This is a genomic window from Rossellomorea sp. FM04394 (genome assembly GCF_041889765.1).
GTDB lineage: Bacteria > Bacillota > Bacilli > Bacillales > Bacillaceae_B > Rossellomorea > Rossellomorea aquimaris_B.
Genome location: NZ_CP168654.1, coordinates 4,030,001 through 4,046,148, shown reverse-complemented (window position 1 = coordinate 4,046,148; position 16,148 = coordinate 4,030,001). Strand labels below are relative to the sequence as shown.

Annotated in this window: 10 protein-coding genes and 17 tRNA genes; 26 read left to right on the top strand and 1 reads right to left on the bottom strand. The window is 45.9% G+C overall.

All coding sequences use genetic code 11. The annotated features are described in order from the left end of the window. Positions 1-88: 88 nt before the first annotated feature. Complete coding sequence (locus ACCB35_RS20360) at positions 89-2,161, bottom strand: hypothetical protein (protein ID WP_374055064.1); 2,073 nt, start codon at positions 2,159-2,161, stop codon at positions 89-91. Positions 2,162-2,725: 564 nt separating this feature from the next. On the opposite strand from ACCB35_RS20360, the gene ACCB35_RS20355 reads away from it, so the two are divergent. From ACCB35_RS20355 to ACCB35_RS20230, 26 genes are all read left to right on the top strand, one after another. Next, on the top strand, positions 2,726-3,412 hold the full coding sequence (locus tag ACCB35_RS20355; protein WP_374055063.1) for a DUF4867 family protein: 687 nt from the start codon (positions 2,726-2,728) through the stop codon (positions 3,410-3,412). An 18-nt stretch (positions 3,413-3,430) separates the two neighbouring features. After that, the gene (locus ACCB35_RS20350; RefSeq protein ID WP_374055062.1) at positions 3,431-5,200 is read left to right on the top strand and encodes a solute:sodium symporter family transporter; all 1,770 of its coding nucleotides are present in this window, start codon (positions 3,431-3,433) and stop codon (positions 5,198-5,200) included. Positions 5,201-5,229: 29 nt separating this feature from the next. Continuing rightward, a complete protein-coding gene (locus ACCB35_RS20345) occupies positions 5,230-7,278 on the top strand; it encodes an alpha-glucosidase (RefSeq protein WP_374055061.1) in 2,049 nt (682 codons plus the stop codon). 91 nt (positions 7,279-7,369) lie between these two features. Then, a complete protein-coding gene (locus ACCB35_RS20340) occupies positions 7,370-8,698 on the top strand; it encodes an L-fucose/L-arabinose isomerase family protein (protein ID WP_374055060.1) in 1,329 nt (442 codons plus the stop codon). A gap of 15 nt (positions 8,699-8,713) precedes the next feature. Beyond that, positions 8,714-9,877, top strand: a complete 1,164-nt coding sequence (locus ACCB35_RS20335) for a diphosphate--fructose-6-phosphate 1-phosphotransferase (protein ID WP_374055059.1) — start codon at positions 8,714-8,716, stop codon at positions 9,875-9,877. Next, complete coding sequence (locus tag ACCB35_RS20330; RefSeq protein ID WP_374055058.1) at positions 9,867-10,601, top strand: GntR family transcriptional regulator; 735 nt, start codon at positions 9,867-9,869, stop codon at positions 10,599-10,601. The genes ACCB35_RS20335 and ACCB35_RS20330 overlap by 11 nt, the downstream gene beginning before the upstream one ends. Positions 10,602-10,614: 13 nt before the next feature. Beyond that, a complete protein-coding gene (locus ACCB35_RS20325) occupies positions 10,615-11,505 on the top strand; it encodes a ketose-bisphosphate aldolase (RefSeq protein ID WP_374055057.1) in 891 nt (296 codons plus the stop codon). 20 nt (positions 11,506-11,525) lie between these two features. Further along, complete coding sequence (locus ACCB35_RS20320; RefSeq protein ID WP_374055056.1) at positions 11,526-12,956, top strand: aldehyde dehydrogenase family protein; 1,431 nt, start codon at positions 11,526-11,528, stop codon at positions 12,954-12,956. Positions 12,957-13,045: 89 nt separating this feature from the next. Beyond that, positions 13,046-13,948: an AEC family transporter gene (locus ACCB35_RS20315; protein ID WP_374055055.1), complete on the top strand. Its 903-nt coding sequence runs from the start codon at positions 13,046-13,048 to the stop codon at positions 13,946-13,948. Between the two features lie 262 nt (positions 13,949-14,210). After that, positions 14,211-14,285: transfer RNA gene (locus ACCB35_RS20310), tRNA-Glu, on the top strand. 41 nt (positions 14,286-14,326) lie between these two features. Next, a tRNA-Val gene (locus ACCB35_RS20305) sits at positions 14,327-14,402 on the top strand. 25 nt (positions 14,403-14,427) lie between these two features. Further along, positions 14,428-14,503 (top strand) — tRNA-Thr (locus tag ACCB35_RS20300). 22 nt (positions 14,504-14,525) lie between these two features. Then, a tRNA-Lys gene (locus tag ACCB35_RS20295) sits at positions 14,526-14,601 on the top strand. Positions 14,602-14,636: 35 nt separating this feature from the next. After that, positions 14,637-14,721 (top strand) — tRNA-Leu (locus ACCB35_RS20290). 8 nt (positions 14,722-14,729) lie between these two features. Next, a tRNA-Gly gene (locus ACCB35_RS20285) sits at positions 14,730-14,804 on the top strand. A gap of 7 nt (positions 14,805-14,811) precedes the next feature. Further along, positions 14,812-14,900, top strand: a tRNA-Leu gene (locus ACCB35_RS20280). Positions 14,901-14,956: 56 nt separating this feature from the next. After that, positions 14,957-15,033: transfer RNA gene (locus ACCB35_RS20275), tRNA-Arg, on the top strand. 7 nt (positions 15,034-15,040) lie between these two features. Then, positions 15,041-15,117: transfer RNA gene (locus ACCB35_RS20270), tRNA-Pro, on the top strand. 7 nt (positions 15,118-15,124) lie between these two features. Beyond that, positions 15,125-15,200: transfer RNA gene (locus ACCB35_RS20265), tRNA-Ala, on the top strand. 46 nt (positions 15,201-15,246) lie between these two features. Further along, positions 15,247-15,320: transfer RNA gene (locus ACCB35_RS20260), tRNA-Met, on the top strand. 29 nt (positions 15,321-15,349) lie between these two features. Continuing rightward, positions 15,350-15,423: transfer RNA gene (locus ACCB35_RS20255), tRNA-Ile, on the top strand. Between the two features lie 8 nt (positions 15,424-15,431). Continuing rightward, positions 15,432-15,524 (top strand) — tRNA-Ser (locus ACCB35_RS20250). A 30-nt stretch (positions 15,525-15,554) separates the two neighbouring features. Beyond that, a tRNA-Met gene (locus tag ACCB35_RS20245) sits at positions 15,555-15,628 on the top strand. Positions 15,629-15,734: 106 nt separating this feature from the next. Beyond that, positions 15,735-15,811, top strand: a tRNA-Asp gene (locus ACCB35_RS20240). Between the two features lie 61 nt (positions 15,812-15,872). Beyond that, positions 15,873-15,948, top strand: a tRNA-Phe gene (locus ACCB35_RS20235). Between the two features lie 36 nt (positions 15,949-15,984). Next, positions 15,985-16,068: transfer RNA gene (locus tag ACCB35_RS20230), tRNA-Tyr, on the top strand. Positions 16,069-16,148: the final 80 nt, after the last annotated feature.

Sequence of the window (16,148 nt, the reverse complement as noted above, 5' to 3'; positions counted from 1 at the left end):
TTCAGCACGTATTCCCTCAATAAGAAAAAAAAGCAGCCAACTTACATTTAGTAAGTTGGCTGCTTCTTTTAGTTCGATCCCATTGTCCCTAAACAATGATCCGGGACAACGGACCTGTCCCTCCGTCCGTTAACAACCCAATATTATTTTTAGTTTCAATAATCGAAGAATCGTTTATACGCCGGTAACGAATGCTCTCCTTCCATACATAGTCAGAGGGAGTGCTGCTTTGTTCCTCCTGAAATAAATTAAATTGATGATCACAGTAGCGGTAGATCGTCCGGTCGGTCCTTTTTCTGGCATTCAAGCCAATGATGAATTTCATGATGGCGCCCCAAATTCCTGTATAGCTCATATTCTTGATTGGGCTGCTTGTAAACTGATGAATCGTAAGGGTTCGACCATCGGAAAAGGTAACATCAGATGTAACGGACGAAGCTGAATGCACATCTCCCGATAAGATGATGCAGTCACTCGGGCTCCAAGCCGATACTTGATGGAGGAAGTCGCTAAAGCCTTTCCCATTGTACTTCCATGCTTCTAAATCAAAGTCGCTTTGCACAGGTAAACCAAACGCCCTCAGTGGAAGCATGTAGTCATGTAAAAAGTTTTCAATTAATCCGATCCCGTAAAGAGGAGCGGGGGATACAAGGATTAAGGGTTCACCCTGATTCCAACCAGACGCGGTCAGTTTAGTGGAAAGCCTATTCCATCCCTCCTGACTAAGAAGGTTTGGGCTATACCTTTCCTCATCTATCCGTTTACACACTTTCACAGGTTTTGGTTTATTTACATAACCGCGTTGGGTTCTTGTATCAAGAAATACGGCCTTTGGTGCAGTGGGGGCGGTAAAATGCCAAGAGTCATAGTTCCATAGAGCTTGTACCCAGTTAGAGTGGGAGAGAGAACCAGGTTGAAAAGAATCGAAATAGGTTTGCATGGTTTGACCGAAATGGGTAAACGTAGCCGGCTCATTGCCCCAGCCTTGAAAAAGCCAATAGGATGCCAAGCCGTTGCTAATCACATGTCTTCCTAAAGGAGCGTTCCAAACGCTCGTCTTCCAATCCTGTGTCAGGTTCCAATCATCCGTTATATCGTGATCATCAAACATCATATAGGTCGGTGTATTGGCCAGTACTCTTCTGACAGCATACAAAGCTTCCTCCAGGTTAGCGAGTTCCTTTTCCTGCTTTTGGTAGCGGTCTTGAAGCTGCCGATATTCCGTTTCATGCTCTTTGCTTTGACAATCCTTAAAAACAAAATAGACTTCATTCTTATGCGCAGCTTCTTGAAAGGTCTCGAACATCCCTTCCTTATATGCGAGTTCCCATAACGAGGGACTCCAAGAAAACATATACATGGCTGCATAGTCACTGAAGCTTAACAGATGATTTGCCGCTTTTCTGGAAGTGAATTTGCAAAACTGTTCCGTAATATATTGTCTGCCATTGATCTGTTGAAGTCCCTGTCTGAAAGGCTCTTCTTTTAAGCGGGGATCGACGGTACATAGGTCTTCCTCTTGTCCCACCAGCTCTTTGCCGAACCTTGTTATGATACTAAATATGGGATCTGCCACATCATCAGCATATATTTGATCTCCCATTAAAAATAGAGAGGAGGGTCTATCAGTATTCATAAAGGACGACGCGATGATCTTATCTGCTTCTGACAACACATCTGCTCCAACCCCGTGGAGCTTTCGACATGAACCGTATAAAATATTCGATGAATTTCCTTCGTTGATATAAAAGGTAGGGTAAGCGAGATTTTCGTAGACAATCGAGTGTGGATGAGTAGGGGAAAGTAAGTCAAAGCTGCCCAGGTCCAGTGTTCCGTTACTATTATCAAACAATAAATTGTAACCCAATAACTTATTTGTAGGAAAAGATCCTGTTTGTGGATAAACGTTTATTAAACTTATATATAAGTTTTTTCCGGCTTGTACCGTTTTCGTCTCAGTTTCACAGGCTAGCCTCATATAGTGGAAACATTGAGGTTCTTTATCCTGTTTTATCTTAAATAACTCTGCTCTAATATCATACGGCTTGCTCAATGCAATCCAAATAAAAGCTTGTCCAGGGTCAACCCGACGAACGATCGGCCCACACAAAATCGTTGGAAGCTCCATAAATCCATCACCCCATTCATAATCTATTACCATCGTATTCAACTCCTAAAGATAGTGTGTAAACAAGCTTAAAACTGAAGAGGTCCGTCCCTCATCGCTTTAATGTGATGAGGGACGGACCTCTTTTGGTATAGACAGGCATGCACTTACGCTAATCTATGTGCTGAGGTTACGAATCTGTTATTCCGGCTCACCTTTACATTTCTTTGGTTTCTCCATATCCGATTATCGTAACTTCAGTATCACTATCCTTCATAACTGGCACCGTGTCCGGATGATAACCTCCATGTACCGGGACAAGGGGCCTGTCCCTATGTCCTAGTCACCCCTAAATTCTATGACTTTCAACCCTATTTTCCTAATTCCAATGAAAAAATCTGAAGATTTTAATAGAATGTATTGCATGAATGAATACGTTTACAATATAATAACTTAAAAGGTTATGATGTTTGTATAAAGGTTATTACTTTATGAACGGAGGGAACGGAGTGGCTGGGAAACTACAAGTGTTAAGCACGTCTCTAATCAAAGGTCATATGTATTCTGGGACAAGGGACCTGTCCTCATGTCCCACCGCTCCGTATCCGGGAGGAGGGCATGATGTTGATTGAGAGGTTAAGAGTTTTGAATCCTTCATTGATTATTTCAGATGTCAGGAGCAGCATGTTTGGTAGGTACGGAAAGGTATTGGGTGATTTTCCGTTGAGTCCGTTTGAAGAGTGGATGGCAGCGACTTCGATTCCAGATGAGGGGAATATTTATGTTCCTTCGGTTCCTGCGTGGGAGGAAGAAGGGGTAAAGGGATTCCTCCAGAATCGGTATTTCGGCGGGATGAGTATTCAAATCGGGTATTGCAACGGGAGAAATTCAAAGCTGAACGGGCTTGAATTCCATAAGGGCAGTGAAATCAATGTAGCGATGACGGATCTTGTTCTTCTGGTGGGGCATATGGATAACTTGCAGGAAACAACCTTTTCCAGTGATCGAGTGGAAGCATTTTTTATTCCAAAGGGAACAGCTGTAGAGCTGTATCAGACGACCCTTCATTTATCACCATGTAAAGTCAGTGCAGACGGATTTAAATGTCTGGTGATTCTTCCTGAAGGAACGAACATGCCCCTTTCCGAGGATGAGACGAGGCATGATCCGTTGCTGTTTATGAAAAATAAATGGCTCATCGCCCATGAAGAAACGGAAAGGTTTGTGTCAAAGGGAGCGGTTGCAGGAATCAAAGGGGAGAATGTAACGGTGGCGTTTCCTGAAAGTACGTCAGCGAACTCATAAACGGGGGAGGAAAAGGATATGTGGTTTACTTTATTGTCGTGTACCATTTTCATGGCATTGGTTGGTTGGGTTTCTTATTTAAAATCAAAGGGGTCTGTGGATGATTCAGATGGTTATTTTCTTGCCGGGCGAGGTTTGACAGGGGGGTTCATTGCCGGGTCCTTACTCCTGACGAACTTATCAGCCGAACAATTGATCGGACTGAACGGGCAGGCGTATCGGACGAATCTGTCCAATATGGCGTGGGAAGTCACAGCGGCGTTTGCGATTGTGATCATGGCGCTTGTACTGTTGCCACGATATTTAGGCGGGGCGTTCTCGACACTTCCTCAATTCTTAAGTACCCGGTTCGATGAAGGGGTACGTCGTTACACGGTCATTCTATTCATGCTTGGATATGTATTCGTCACGATTCCCTCTGTTTTGTATTCAGGGGCGCTGGCGGTACTGAAGATATTTGATGTAGAAAGCATGCTGGGCATTTCATTTGAACAATCCGTATGGCTGACGATCTGGGTGATTGGGATCATCGGTGCGGTTTATGCTATTTTCGGCGGATTGAAAGCGGTTGCAGTTTCAGATACTCTGAATGGGATCGGTTTACTTCTCATCGGGCTCATCGTTCCCGTTCTCGGGCTTGTTGCCTTAGGTAATGGGGATTTTGCTGAAGGGTTCAAAACGATGGCGACGGAAAACCCGGAAAAGTTGAATGCCATTGGCTCCAGCACGGACTCGGTTCCGTTCAGTGCGATCTTTACGGGAATGATCTTTATGAATATGTTCTATTGGGGGACCAATCAGTACGTGATCCAAAGGACATTAGGCGCGAAAAACCTTGCAGAAGGCCAGAAAGGGGTTCTGTACTCAGGCTTCTATAAGCTTGCCGTACCATTCCTCATGATGATTCCGGGTGTCATCGCGTTTCATTTATATGGAGATAAGTTGGATCCGGTTGATTTAGCCTACCCGTCATTGGTTTCCAATCTATTGCCGACCTTCATGTCAGGGATTTTCCTAGCGGTATTGCTGGGGGCTGTGTTTTCAAGCTTTAACTCTCTATTAAACAGTGCTGCGACGATGTTCGCATTGGATGTCTACAAACCTGCAATGAAAAAAGAGGTCAGCGATAAGCAGCTGATCACCGTCAGTAAATATTTTGGAAGCATTCTCGCACTAGTGTCGTTTTTCATCGCACCGATGCTCATGAATGCACCGGATGGGATCTGGGATCTGATTCGCCGATTTACGGGATTCTTTAATATTCCCATCATTGCAATTGTACTGGTAGGGATCGTATCGAAGAGGATACCTGCCTTGGCTGCAAAAATTGCGATCATTTTCCACGTTGTTACCTATTATATGCTCGTTTGGGGATTGAATCAGTTGTTCGGAATCGAAACGACGATCAACTTCATTCACATCTCAGCGATTTTATTTGTCATTGAAGTGGCGATCATGATGGTGGTTGGAAAGGTCCGTCCACTTCAGACGCCATATCAGTTCAAGGCGACACCGAAAGTCGATATGGTCCCATGGAAATACACGTTACCTGTTGTGACCATTCTTCTTAGCTTGGTTGTAGCTGTGTATCTATTATTCTCGCCAATCGGATTAGCCTACGCTGGCGGAATTGTATCTGGCTGGTTCTGGCCTTCGATCGTTCTTTTGGCAGTAGTGACAACGATTTGTTTTTTCCTGGCATTAAAGAATTGGCGTACGAAATATGAATCGTACGTAAAAGGCAAACATGAAGAAGCGTTAAACCATACTGACACGAAAAGTGCCTAAAACGAAAAAAGGTGTAGGGGGAAATTTTCATGAATACAAGCAGAACAATGCGTCCTTTTCAGATAATCGAGGAAAACGGAGGGTTTGAAGTAAGGTTGGAAGGCAGACTCCTTCTATCTCACTCTACCGCGAATCCATTTATGTTCGTTGGTACGGGAAAAGAGTCGATTGAAATGTATAGAGGGAATTTCCAGATCGATGATTATATCGATGAACGCACAGCATTGCGTTATGCGAATGTAATCGAAGAACCGAGTGGATACAGGGTCAAATTCAGGCGCTTCATAGGGGAACCTGAAATGTTGTCTCTACATTTCTCTATGAGTGGTGAAGGCTTGAAGGTCACTTTTGATATGAAAGATAAACTTGTGAACCGATTCTGGATCCGACTCTCTGCTGATCATGAAGAAAAAGTGTATGGATGCGGGGAGCAGCTTTCCCATTTAAATCTAAGAGGAAAGAATTTTCCACTGTGGACCTCGGAACCGGGTGTCGGCAGAAATAAAAGTACTTATACGACGTGGCAGGCCGATGTAAAAGATCGTGCGGGCGGCGACTATTACACAACCAACTTTCCGCAGCCGACATTCATTTCGACAAAGAAGTATTTCTGCCATGTGGATACAACCGCTTATGCAGACTTTAACTTCCGTCATCATGATTTTCATGAGTTGCATATTTGGGAAGTCCCTACTTCCATCCTGTTTGAATGCGGATCTGACTACAAGGACGTCGTTCGTCGCTTAACGGCAAGACTCGGTCGTCAACCTGAACTTCCGGAATGGACATATGATGGAATCTGGCTTGGTATTCAAGGTGGAACCGATGTGGTGGAAGAAAAGCTGAGAGTGGCTAAAGAAAAAGGGCTTAAAGTTGGAGCGGTCTGGTGCCAGGACTGGCAAGGCAAACGGGTGACTTCCTTTGGGAGAAGGCTTATGTGGAACTGGGCATGGAATCCTGAGGAGTACCCTGGATTAGATAAGAAAATCCACGAGTGGAAAGAAGAGGGCATTCGTTTCCTTGGTTATATCAATCCTTATTTGGCAGTGGACGGCCCTTTATATAAAGAAGCATTTGATCGTGGCTTCCTGGCGACGGATGATGAAGATGGAGAATACCTTGTCGATTTCGGAGAGTTTTATTGCGGGGTCGTTGACTTCACAAATGAAGAAGCAAACGAGTGGTATCAAGGTGTCATCCGAAAAAATATGATCGAGTTCGGACTAGACGGATGGATGGCAGACTTCGGAGAGTACTTACCTACCGACGTGAATCTGTCAAATGGTGAATCAGCCATGAAGATGCATAATGCCTGGCCTGCCATGTGGGCAAAGGTGAATCATGATGCGGTGAAAAAATCGGGTCGTTCTGAAGATATCACTTACTTCATGCGTGCCGGATACACTGGGAACCAGGCATATTGTCCCCTGTTATGGGCAGGCGATCAAAGTGTCGACTGGAGCATGGATGATGGTCTTGCTTCTGTCATTCCAGCGGCTTTATCTGCAGGCTTGACGGGCTGTGGAATCAGTCATAGTGATATCGGGGGCTACACGAGTCTTCACGGAAATAAACGTTCTAAGGAACTCCTGTTACGCTGGGTGGATATGGCGGCTTTTACTCCGGTGATGAGAACACACGAAGGGAATCGTCCCGACGACTGCTTCCAATATGATGGAGACGACGAAACACTGGACCACTTCGTCCGAATGACGAATGTGTATGTAGAGATGGGCCCATACCTGAAGATGCTGGTGAAGGAAAACGCGGAACATGGCATACCTGTACAGCGCCCACTATTTATGGAATATGAGGAAGACACTTTTTCCTACGATATTCAATATCAATACATGCTGGGATCTGATGTATTGGTGGCACCTGTTTATGAAGAAGGAGCTTCCACACGAAATGTTTATCTTCCAGAGGACGAATGGATTCACCTATGGACGGGTGACACATACAGTGGTGGGCAAATCACGGTCAACGCCCCGATCGGAGAGCCGCCTGTCTTTTACCGGAAGAAATCTGTCTATCGTGATCTATTTGAAGCTATAGCAAAAAATACACCTAAAAGGTAATAACCTATTTTAAAACGTAGGTATCTATGATATAGTGAAGTCAAACATGAATGAAGTAAAGGGGTTGTGAATACCAGTGCATCCATCTGTATTGTATATACCTATAGGACGTAAAACATTTGATTTAGAAGCAGCAGAACTCGAGAGAAGAAAAAGCTCTTCTTTTCTCCACGAAGTGTCCCGTCATGTCATAGAGCCGGATTCAATTGTCACGTCACCTGAAGACCTGAAAGCTTTTCTGGATAGTGTCGATTTGGACCGGGTATCGACGACGATTTATCAAAGCGTGACCTTTGCGGATGGAGAGTTCATCGAGACCATCATCCAACAGGTGAAAGCACCCGTGATTGTATGGTCGGTCCGTGAGCCGAGTGTCGGGGGAAGATTGCGTTTGAATTCCCTGACAGGAGGGAACAGTACTAGTCACGTCCTTCGTTGCGCCGGACATCCGTACAGTTTCATCTTCGGTAATGCCGATGAAGCAAATGTTCAAATGATGCTGAAGGTGAAGCTGAAGGTACAGAATCTGTTAGATGACTTACATAACCTGAAGATCGGTGTCATCGGTGAGCACCCACCAGGATTCTTCTTTTCCGGTACGGATGAGGAAGCGCTTCATAAACAGTGGGGCGTTCAAGTGGAGCATTTCGATTTACACCAGGCGTTTGAAGAGTGCAGGAAGCTTCCCCGGGAAAAATGGGAACCTGCCATCGAACGAGCGGAGCAGCAGGTCATCGGATTAAACCGCAACGATGAAACCGTGGAACGATTTGCCCAGTTCTCCACGTATGTGAAGGATCAAATCGAAGAACGGGACATCTCAGCCATAGCCGTCCGCTGCTGGCCGGACTTCTTCAATGAGCTTGGAGCGGCAGCGTGCTCGACGCTGTCTCAATTCACGGAAGATGGTGTGGTTTCCTCGTGTGAATCAGACATCCACGGATCTGTATCCATGTTCATCCTAAGGCAGTTAAGCGGTGGAAGTGCTCCTTATCTAGGGGACCTGGTTCACGTCAATGAAGCTGCGAATTCCGTTGTATTCTGGCATTGTGGTGCCGGTGCCTATTCTCTTGCGCATCCTGATCAAGGGGCACAGGCAGGCGTTCATCCGAACAGAAAAATGGGCATGACGATGGAATTCGGACTAAAAGCCGGAAGAGTCACCATGTTCCGTGTCAGCTATACTCCGGAAGGGTACAGACTTCTCATTATGCGCGGGGACGCATTGGATACACCTAAGCGATTCGATGGGACGTCAGTGGAAGTGAAGCTTGAAACAGACGTACAATCCACTCTTTATCAATTGATGGAAGAAGGCTTCGAGCCTCATTACGCCCTTGTCTATGAAGATGTCGTCAGCGAATTGGTGGAGCTTGGCCGTCAGCTTGGTTTACCGACCACTTTGTTAACAAGGGATTAAAAGGGAGCTAGAATTATGAAGAAAATTGCCATCGGGCAGGCCGGCGGACCAACAACCGTTATTAATGCTACGCTGGCGGGCTTCGTGAAAAATACAATGAAAGATCATTTACTATCCTTTGTCCGGAACGGATATGAGGGACTGGTGAAAGGGAATTTCCTGAAGGGAACCGATGAATTATTGGAATGGGTCTTGAAGAATGAACGAGTTCCAGGTGCTTGCCTGGGTTCAGGTCGCTATCCGTTCAGTCCCGCCCAAATGGAAACGGCCGTTCGACACCTGAAGAATGAAGGGATCGACAGCCTGGTTTTCATCGGAGGGAATGGAACAATGGAGGCGCTCTCCTTGATAGGGGCTGAGGCTAAACGTCAACAGTATGACTTACAGCTGATCGGACTTCCGAAAACCGTCGACAATGATCTTGGGTGTACGGACCATGCTCCGGGCTTTGGGAGCTCAGCCCGTTATGTAGCCCAAACGACCAATGACATCAGCCGGGATCTCCATTCCATGCAAAACTTCGAACAGGTAAGGATCCTTGAAACGATGGGTAGGAATGCCGGCTGGCTCGCAGCTTCATCCGGTCTTCTCCGCAGGTTTGAGGAAGAAGGCCCGCATTATATTGCCCTTCCTGAAAAAGAATTGAACGTAGAAGAACTTGTTTCTTCCGTCGACGAGGCCGTGTCAAGATACGGCTGTGCAACGATCGTCGTCAGTGAAGGAGTGAAGTGGACCGGGGGAGAACAGATAGAACTTGAAACGGTTACGGGAAGAACGATCCTCGGTGGGATCTCCAAACAAATCGAGTCCTTTTTGAAAGAAGAACTACATGTAACAGCAAGAGCCGAAATTCTTGGTATGAACCAGCGAAGCTTTTCTTACGCTGTTTCCACTGTCGACCAATATGAAGCTTTCCTTTGTGGTAAAGCAGGTGGTCATTGGGTGAGGCAAGGTCACTCCGGCGTGATGGTATCACTGCAAAGATCAAAGGATAGAGGGTATAATGTAGATACAATACCAGTGGCACTGGAGGATGTCGTGAGTGCGGGAGAACGAATGCTGCCAATGCACTTTATCCAACATCCCGAAGATTACTATAAATGGCTCCGTCCACTCGTAGGGGACGGCCTGTCCAGTTATCCTCCACCCATTCAAAGGAGAGACCTATATGTCAACTAGCAAGATCAATCCGAACAAGGGAGAGGCTTTGTACTTACAAATAAAAGATGTCCTGATTGACCGCATCCAAAGCGGTGCATGGAAGGCTGACACATTGATTCCAACGGAGCAGGAACTGATGAAGGAATTCGACGTAAGCCGTACCACCATCCGTCAAGCCATTTCCATCCTGGTCCAGAATGAACTCCTTGAAAAGAAGCAAGGTCGCGGAACAGTAGTGAAACAACAAAAGCTTGTGGGGAACCTTGGTCAGTTAAAGGGGTTTGCCGAAGAAGTCGTCGAGAAAGGGCAGATTCCAAGGTCGAAGCTGTTACGTGCCCAGTATCGGGATGATTTGTTTCATGAAAGCGATATGCTTGAGGTGAAAGAAGGAGAGCCGATTCTTTTGATCGAGCGGATCCGATTTGCCGATGATACCCCGATAGCACTTGAGAGAACATGCTGGCCGAAAGAAATAGGCGATCTCCTATTGAAGCACGACCTTCATCAGGCCCGCTATTACGAGATTTTAGAGAACTATTCTGTTTATCTTAAAAGTGCCAATGAGAGGATAACGGCGATCAACGCGACCATCCATGAAGCAGATTATCTTGGGATTCGTCCTGGAGAGGCCCTCCTTGAGATGACACGTTTAAGTCATGGCATCCACGATCGACCGATTGAATATGCGAAAACGAAATATCGAAGTGATCAATATCATTACAATATCCAATTGAAGAGGTAGAGGGGAGAACATTATGCCATTTATCAGCGGAAAAGAAATGCTTCACCACGCAAAAGAAAACGGATACGGCATTGGGGCATTCAGTGCCCATAATGCCGAAACGATCCAAGCGATCCTGGAGGCAGCTGAGGAAGAAAAAGCACCTATCATGATACAAGTGGGTCAAAAGGTAATCCAAAGCGTAGGTCTTGAACCGATGAAAGTGATGATCGATACTTTTGCGAAAAATACTACGATACCGGTCTGTATACACCTCGATCACAGCCGTCAGTACGAACAGACGATGGAAGCCATCCAACTGGGATTCCAATCGGTGATGTTTGATGGATCAGGTTATTCGTTTGGAGAAAATGCTGAAATCACCAAGAAGGTAGTCGATGCAGCACGTGCATTAGGGATTGGCAACGAAGGGGAGATCGGGAAAATTGGCGGAACGGAAGATGATATCACCGTCGATGAAAAGGATGCTCTCATAACAACGGTTGAAGAAGCGATTGCGTTTACCGAGGCAACAGATGTTGATTATTTAGCTGTTTCGATTGGAACGGCTCACGGTATTTACAAAGAGGTACCTAATCTGCGCTTTGATCGTTTAAAGGAAATTGCTAACGCGGTGAATCGTCCGATCGTTCTCCACGGAGGATCAGATGTACCGGATGAGCAAGTTCAACGAGCCATTTCATTGGGAGTAGCCAAGATCAACGTGGATACTGAACTGCGCCAGGCTTTCACAAGAGGGGTTCAAGAAGTATTTAACGAAAATCCTGATCAATTCGTATTAGCGGATTCACTGGGGAATGGAAAAAGAAGAATGAAAGAAAAAGTACAGGAGAAAATCCGTGTCTTCGGCAGTCAGGGAAGAGCGGAAGAGCTACTTTTAAACAAAAAGGTCGTAACGTTATAACCTATAGGGAGGTATGTTTAATGAGCGCAATAGCAACTCGGAATTATGGGCTCTTTATTGATGGACAATGGAAAGAAACAGTCAATCTAGATGAAGTTATCGATAAATGTACCGGCAGTGTGATCGGAACTGTATCTGTTTCAACAAAAGAAGATGTGGATCATGCAGTTGAATCTGCAAAAAAAGCACTCCGTAAATCTTTTCACCCATATGAGCGCTATACCGTACTAAAGAAAGCTGCTGAAGGATTAATGGCCCGTCAAGAAGAATTAGCTGTAATTCTCGCAGAAGAAGTTGGTAAACCAATTAATGAAGCCAGAGGCGAGGTAGCCAGAGCCGCTCAAACATTGGAAATCTCTGCTGAAGAAGCTAAGCGCATTCATGGAGAAGGGATCCCGGTTGAAGCGGCACCCGGTTCTGAGAATCGCCAAGCCTATACGAAGCGGGTTCCGGTAGGTGTCGTCGCAGCCATTACGCCGTTCAACGTACCCCTTAATCTGGCCTGCCATAAAATCGGGCCTGCATTGGCGGCTGGAAATAGTGTCATCTTGAAGCCGGCAGAAGTCACGCCGATCACGGCCCTTGTGTTAGCGGAAGTATTCGAAGCAGCCCAGCTACCCCCGGGACGATTACACGTGCTGACAGGGGAAGGTCCTGCTATCGGTGGGTGGCTATTGGATAACCAGGATGTCAATATGTTCACATTTACGGGCAGCCCCCGTGTGGGTCAGTTGATCCGGGGGAAGGCAGGCTTGAGAAAGGTAGCCCTGGAATTAGGGAACAACTCAGCGACCATTATCCATAGGGATGCCGATATCAGTGAAGCAGCGACAGTCACAGCTCAAAAAAGCTTCAATAATGCAGGGCAAGTATGTATATCCGTTCAACGGGTATACGTCCATGAAGAGGTGTACGAAGAGTTCCTGGCAAAAATGAAGGAAGTTACCAATTCCCTGGTTGTAGGAAATCCGAAAGACGAATCAGTCAATATCGGACCGATGATTGCAGAAAAGGAAGCCATCCGTGTTGAGCAGTGGGTGAATGAAGCCGTAAGCAGTGGTGCTGTCATTGAAACAGGTGGCAAACGTGAGGGTGTATTCTATCAACCTACAATCCTCACAAATGTACATGATGATATGAAAGTGTGCCGTCAGGAAGTATTTGGTCCCGTTGTTGCCGTCACTACCTATCAAACAGAAGAAGAAGTAATTGCAAGAGTGAATGACTCGGAGTATGGGCTTCAAGCAGGCTTATTTACAAATAATTTAGCCTTCGCCATGAAAGTGGCCGATGAAATCGAAGTCGGTGGACTGATGATCAATGATACTTCAGGATACCGTGTCGATCAAATGCCGTACGGAGGAGTAAAGAAGAGTGGGTCTGGAAAAGAAGGTCCTAAATATGCCATCCAGGAAATGACTGAAGAAAGAATCGTGGTATTCAATTTATAAATTGAATGAACATAAGGGCTGTTTGTCTTTAAGAGGGTTTGCCTTCTTATCGGAAACAGTCCTTTTATCATCAACGGAGGGACCAAAACATGTCATTCATCACCATTTTGCTTCCGATTTTCTTTGTGTTCGGGGTAGGATTTGTCTCACAAAAATACCTGTCACTTGATACTAAGAACCTTTCAAAAATGGCCATCTATGTAATGGTGCCTTTTTTAGTGTTTCGAACTTTCTATGAACAGGCTATTAACAGTACGTACGGTCTCTTGACCCTCTACATGATTGGTTTATGTTTGATCATTATCTTACTGGTTACCATATTATCGAAAGTGTACCGGTTTACAGAGCCGGAGCGATGCGGGCTTGTATTATCATCGGCTTTCATGAATAACGGAAACTATGGGACGCCGCTCACATTTTTTCTCTTCGGGGCAGCAGGACTTGAAATCGCCATTATCCTCATGGTCATTCAACAACTATTGATGAGTACATTGGGAGTATTCTATGCAGCAAAAGGGAGTGCCCAACAGAACGGTGTAAAAGCAGCACTGCAAGCAGTGAAAAGAATGCCTATGGTGTATGGGGCAATGGGGGGCATCGCTTTCCAATTGCTTCATGTGCCAATCAGCAAATCATTCATGCAAGCGATCGATTTCATAGCGGATGCAGCAATCCCCTTCATTATGCTTACCCTTGGCATGCAATTAGCCAATATCTCGGTCAAAGCGATTGACTGGAAGAAGCTCTATACATCTTTATCACTGAAATTAATTGCCTCCCCAATGATTGCAGCTCTATTGGTTCTGCCTATGCCTTTGGATGCCATGACTAAGCAAATCATGATCATTATGGCGGCAACACCAACAGCCGCAAATACTACGATGTATGCGATCCAGTTCCAGACAGAACCGCAGAATGTTTCAAGTGCTACGCTGATTTCTACTATTATGAGCATTGTCACGCTGCCGGTTGTTATATATTTAGCGATGTAGTCAAAGGTTTATTTACTGATCTCTGAACTATTCATTATGAGTGGAGCGGGATCAGTAGATTAACTCTACTTTGTCTTTGAAGATTATCTTATTTTTACTATTGATTAGTGGTTTGAAGATGTGGTATATTCTTCTTCGGCTTACAAAAATGGTTTTGATGTGCAGATAAAAAAGAATTCTTTTTTTCTGATTTAGAAGTTGACTTCTGCGAAATCAGATGATATAGTAATACTTGTCCTTAAGCGGGACGTTAAGAAAATATGGCCCATTGGTCAAGCGGTTAAGACACCGCCCTTTCACGGCGGTAACACGGGTTCGAATCCCGTATGGGTCACCAAAGTTTTTTGCGCAAGCAGAACAACTCACCATTTTCATTTTGGAGGATTAGCTCAGCTGGGAGAGCATCTGCCTTACAAGCAGAGGGTCGGCGGTTCGATCCCGTCATCCTCCACCATTTTTCATTAACAGGTAATTAATGTGCCGGTGTAGCTCAACTGGTAGAGCAACTGACTTGTAATCAGTAGGTTGGGGGTTCAAGTCCTCTTGCCGGCACCATTTGGTTTCTCACTATATAGATGAGCCATTAGCTCAGTTGGTAGAGCATCTGACTTTTAATCAGAGGGTCGAAGGTTCGAGTCCTTCATGGCTCACCATTGATTTTTGCAATAGCAAATTATCAATCATACATGCGGGTGTGGCGGAATTGGCAGACGCACCAGACTTAGGATCTGGCGCCGCAAGGCGTGGGGGTTCAAGTCCCTTCACCCGCACCATTTATTTCGCGGAAGTAGTTCAGTGGTAGAACACCACCTTGCCAAGGTGGGGGTCGCGGGTTCGAATCCCGTCTTCCGCTCCAAACATATGCCGGGGTGGCGGAACTGGCAGACGCACAGGACTTAAAATCCTGCGGTAGGTGACTACCGTACCGGTTCGATTCCGGTCCTCGGCACCAAAGTTTTTTGCTTCAGCAAAATAACTTTTCTTGATTTGTCATTAATGAATTGTTTAGCGCCCGTAGCTCAATTGGATAGAGCGTTTGACTACGGATCAAAAGGTTAGGGGTTCGACTCCTCTCGGGCGCGCCATATATTTCGGGAAGTAGCTCAGCTTGGTAGAGCACTTGGTTTGGGACCAAGGGGTCGCAGGTTCGAATCCTGTCTTCCCGACCACTTCTTTGGGGCCTTAGCTCAGCTGGGAGAGCGCCTGCTTTGCACGCAGGAGGTCAGCGGTTCGATCCCGCTAGGCTCCACCAAGTTTTTTTACGATAGTAAAAAACATTCTTGATATGAATATTTCGTGGCGGTGTAGCTCAGCTGGCTAGAGCGTACGGTTCATACCCGTGAGGTCGGGGGTTCGATCCCCTCCGCCGCTATTACTAAATACATGATGCACGATTTATAAGGACCCTTAGCTCAGTTGGTTAGAGCAGACGGCTCATAACCGTCCGGTCGTAGGTTCGAGTCCTACAGGGTCCATTATACACGGAGGAATACCCAAGTCCGGCTGAAGGGATCGGTCTTGAAAACCGACAGGGGTGTAACAGCCCGCGGGGGTTCGAATCCCCCTTCCTCCTCCATATTTCCTTTTATGGTAAATTACATATCGTCGCGGGGTGGAGCAGTTCGGTAGCTCGTCGGGCTCATAACCCGAAGGTCGCAGGTTCAAATCCTGTCCCCGCAATACCATTTTTGACTTAGGATAGGATATCCCTTGAAGAGTCACGCATGGATAGTTATTTTCGCTATCGCAGAATATTGAAACCTATTTTGCTGGCGCAAAAAGCTTTGGTCCGGTAGTTCAGTTGGTTAGAATGCCTGCCTGTCACGCAGGAGGTCGCGGGTTCGAGTCCCGTCCGGACCGCCATTTTCATTTACTCGGTAACATTGAAGTTGATCACTTGAAAATTTAATCTTCTATATAATATGGCTCAGTAGCTCAGTTGGTAGAGCAATGGACTGAAAATCCATGTGTCGGCGGTTCGATTCCGTCCTGAGCCACCATTTATACTTAAGAACCTTTAAGTATTTCTTTTATTTGGAGGGGTAGCGAAGTGGCTAAACGCGGCGGACTGTAAATCCGCTCCTTCGGGTTCGGCAGTTCGAATCTGCCCCCCTCCACCAGGATTTTTTACGGAGCGTCAGCGAAGTAAAATAATCTCCCTTAAACTTTGCGCAGCGAAGCGGAGCATTATGCTTCAAAG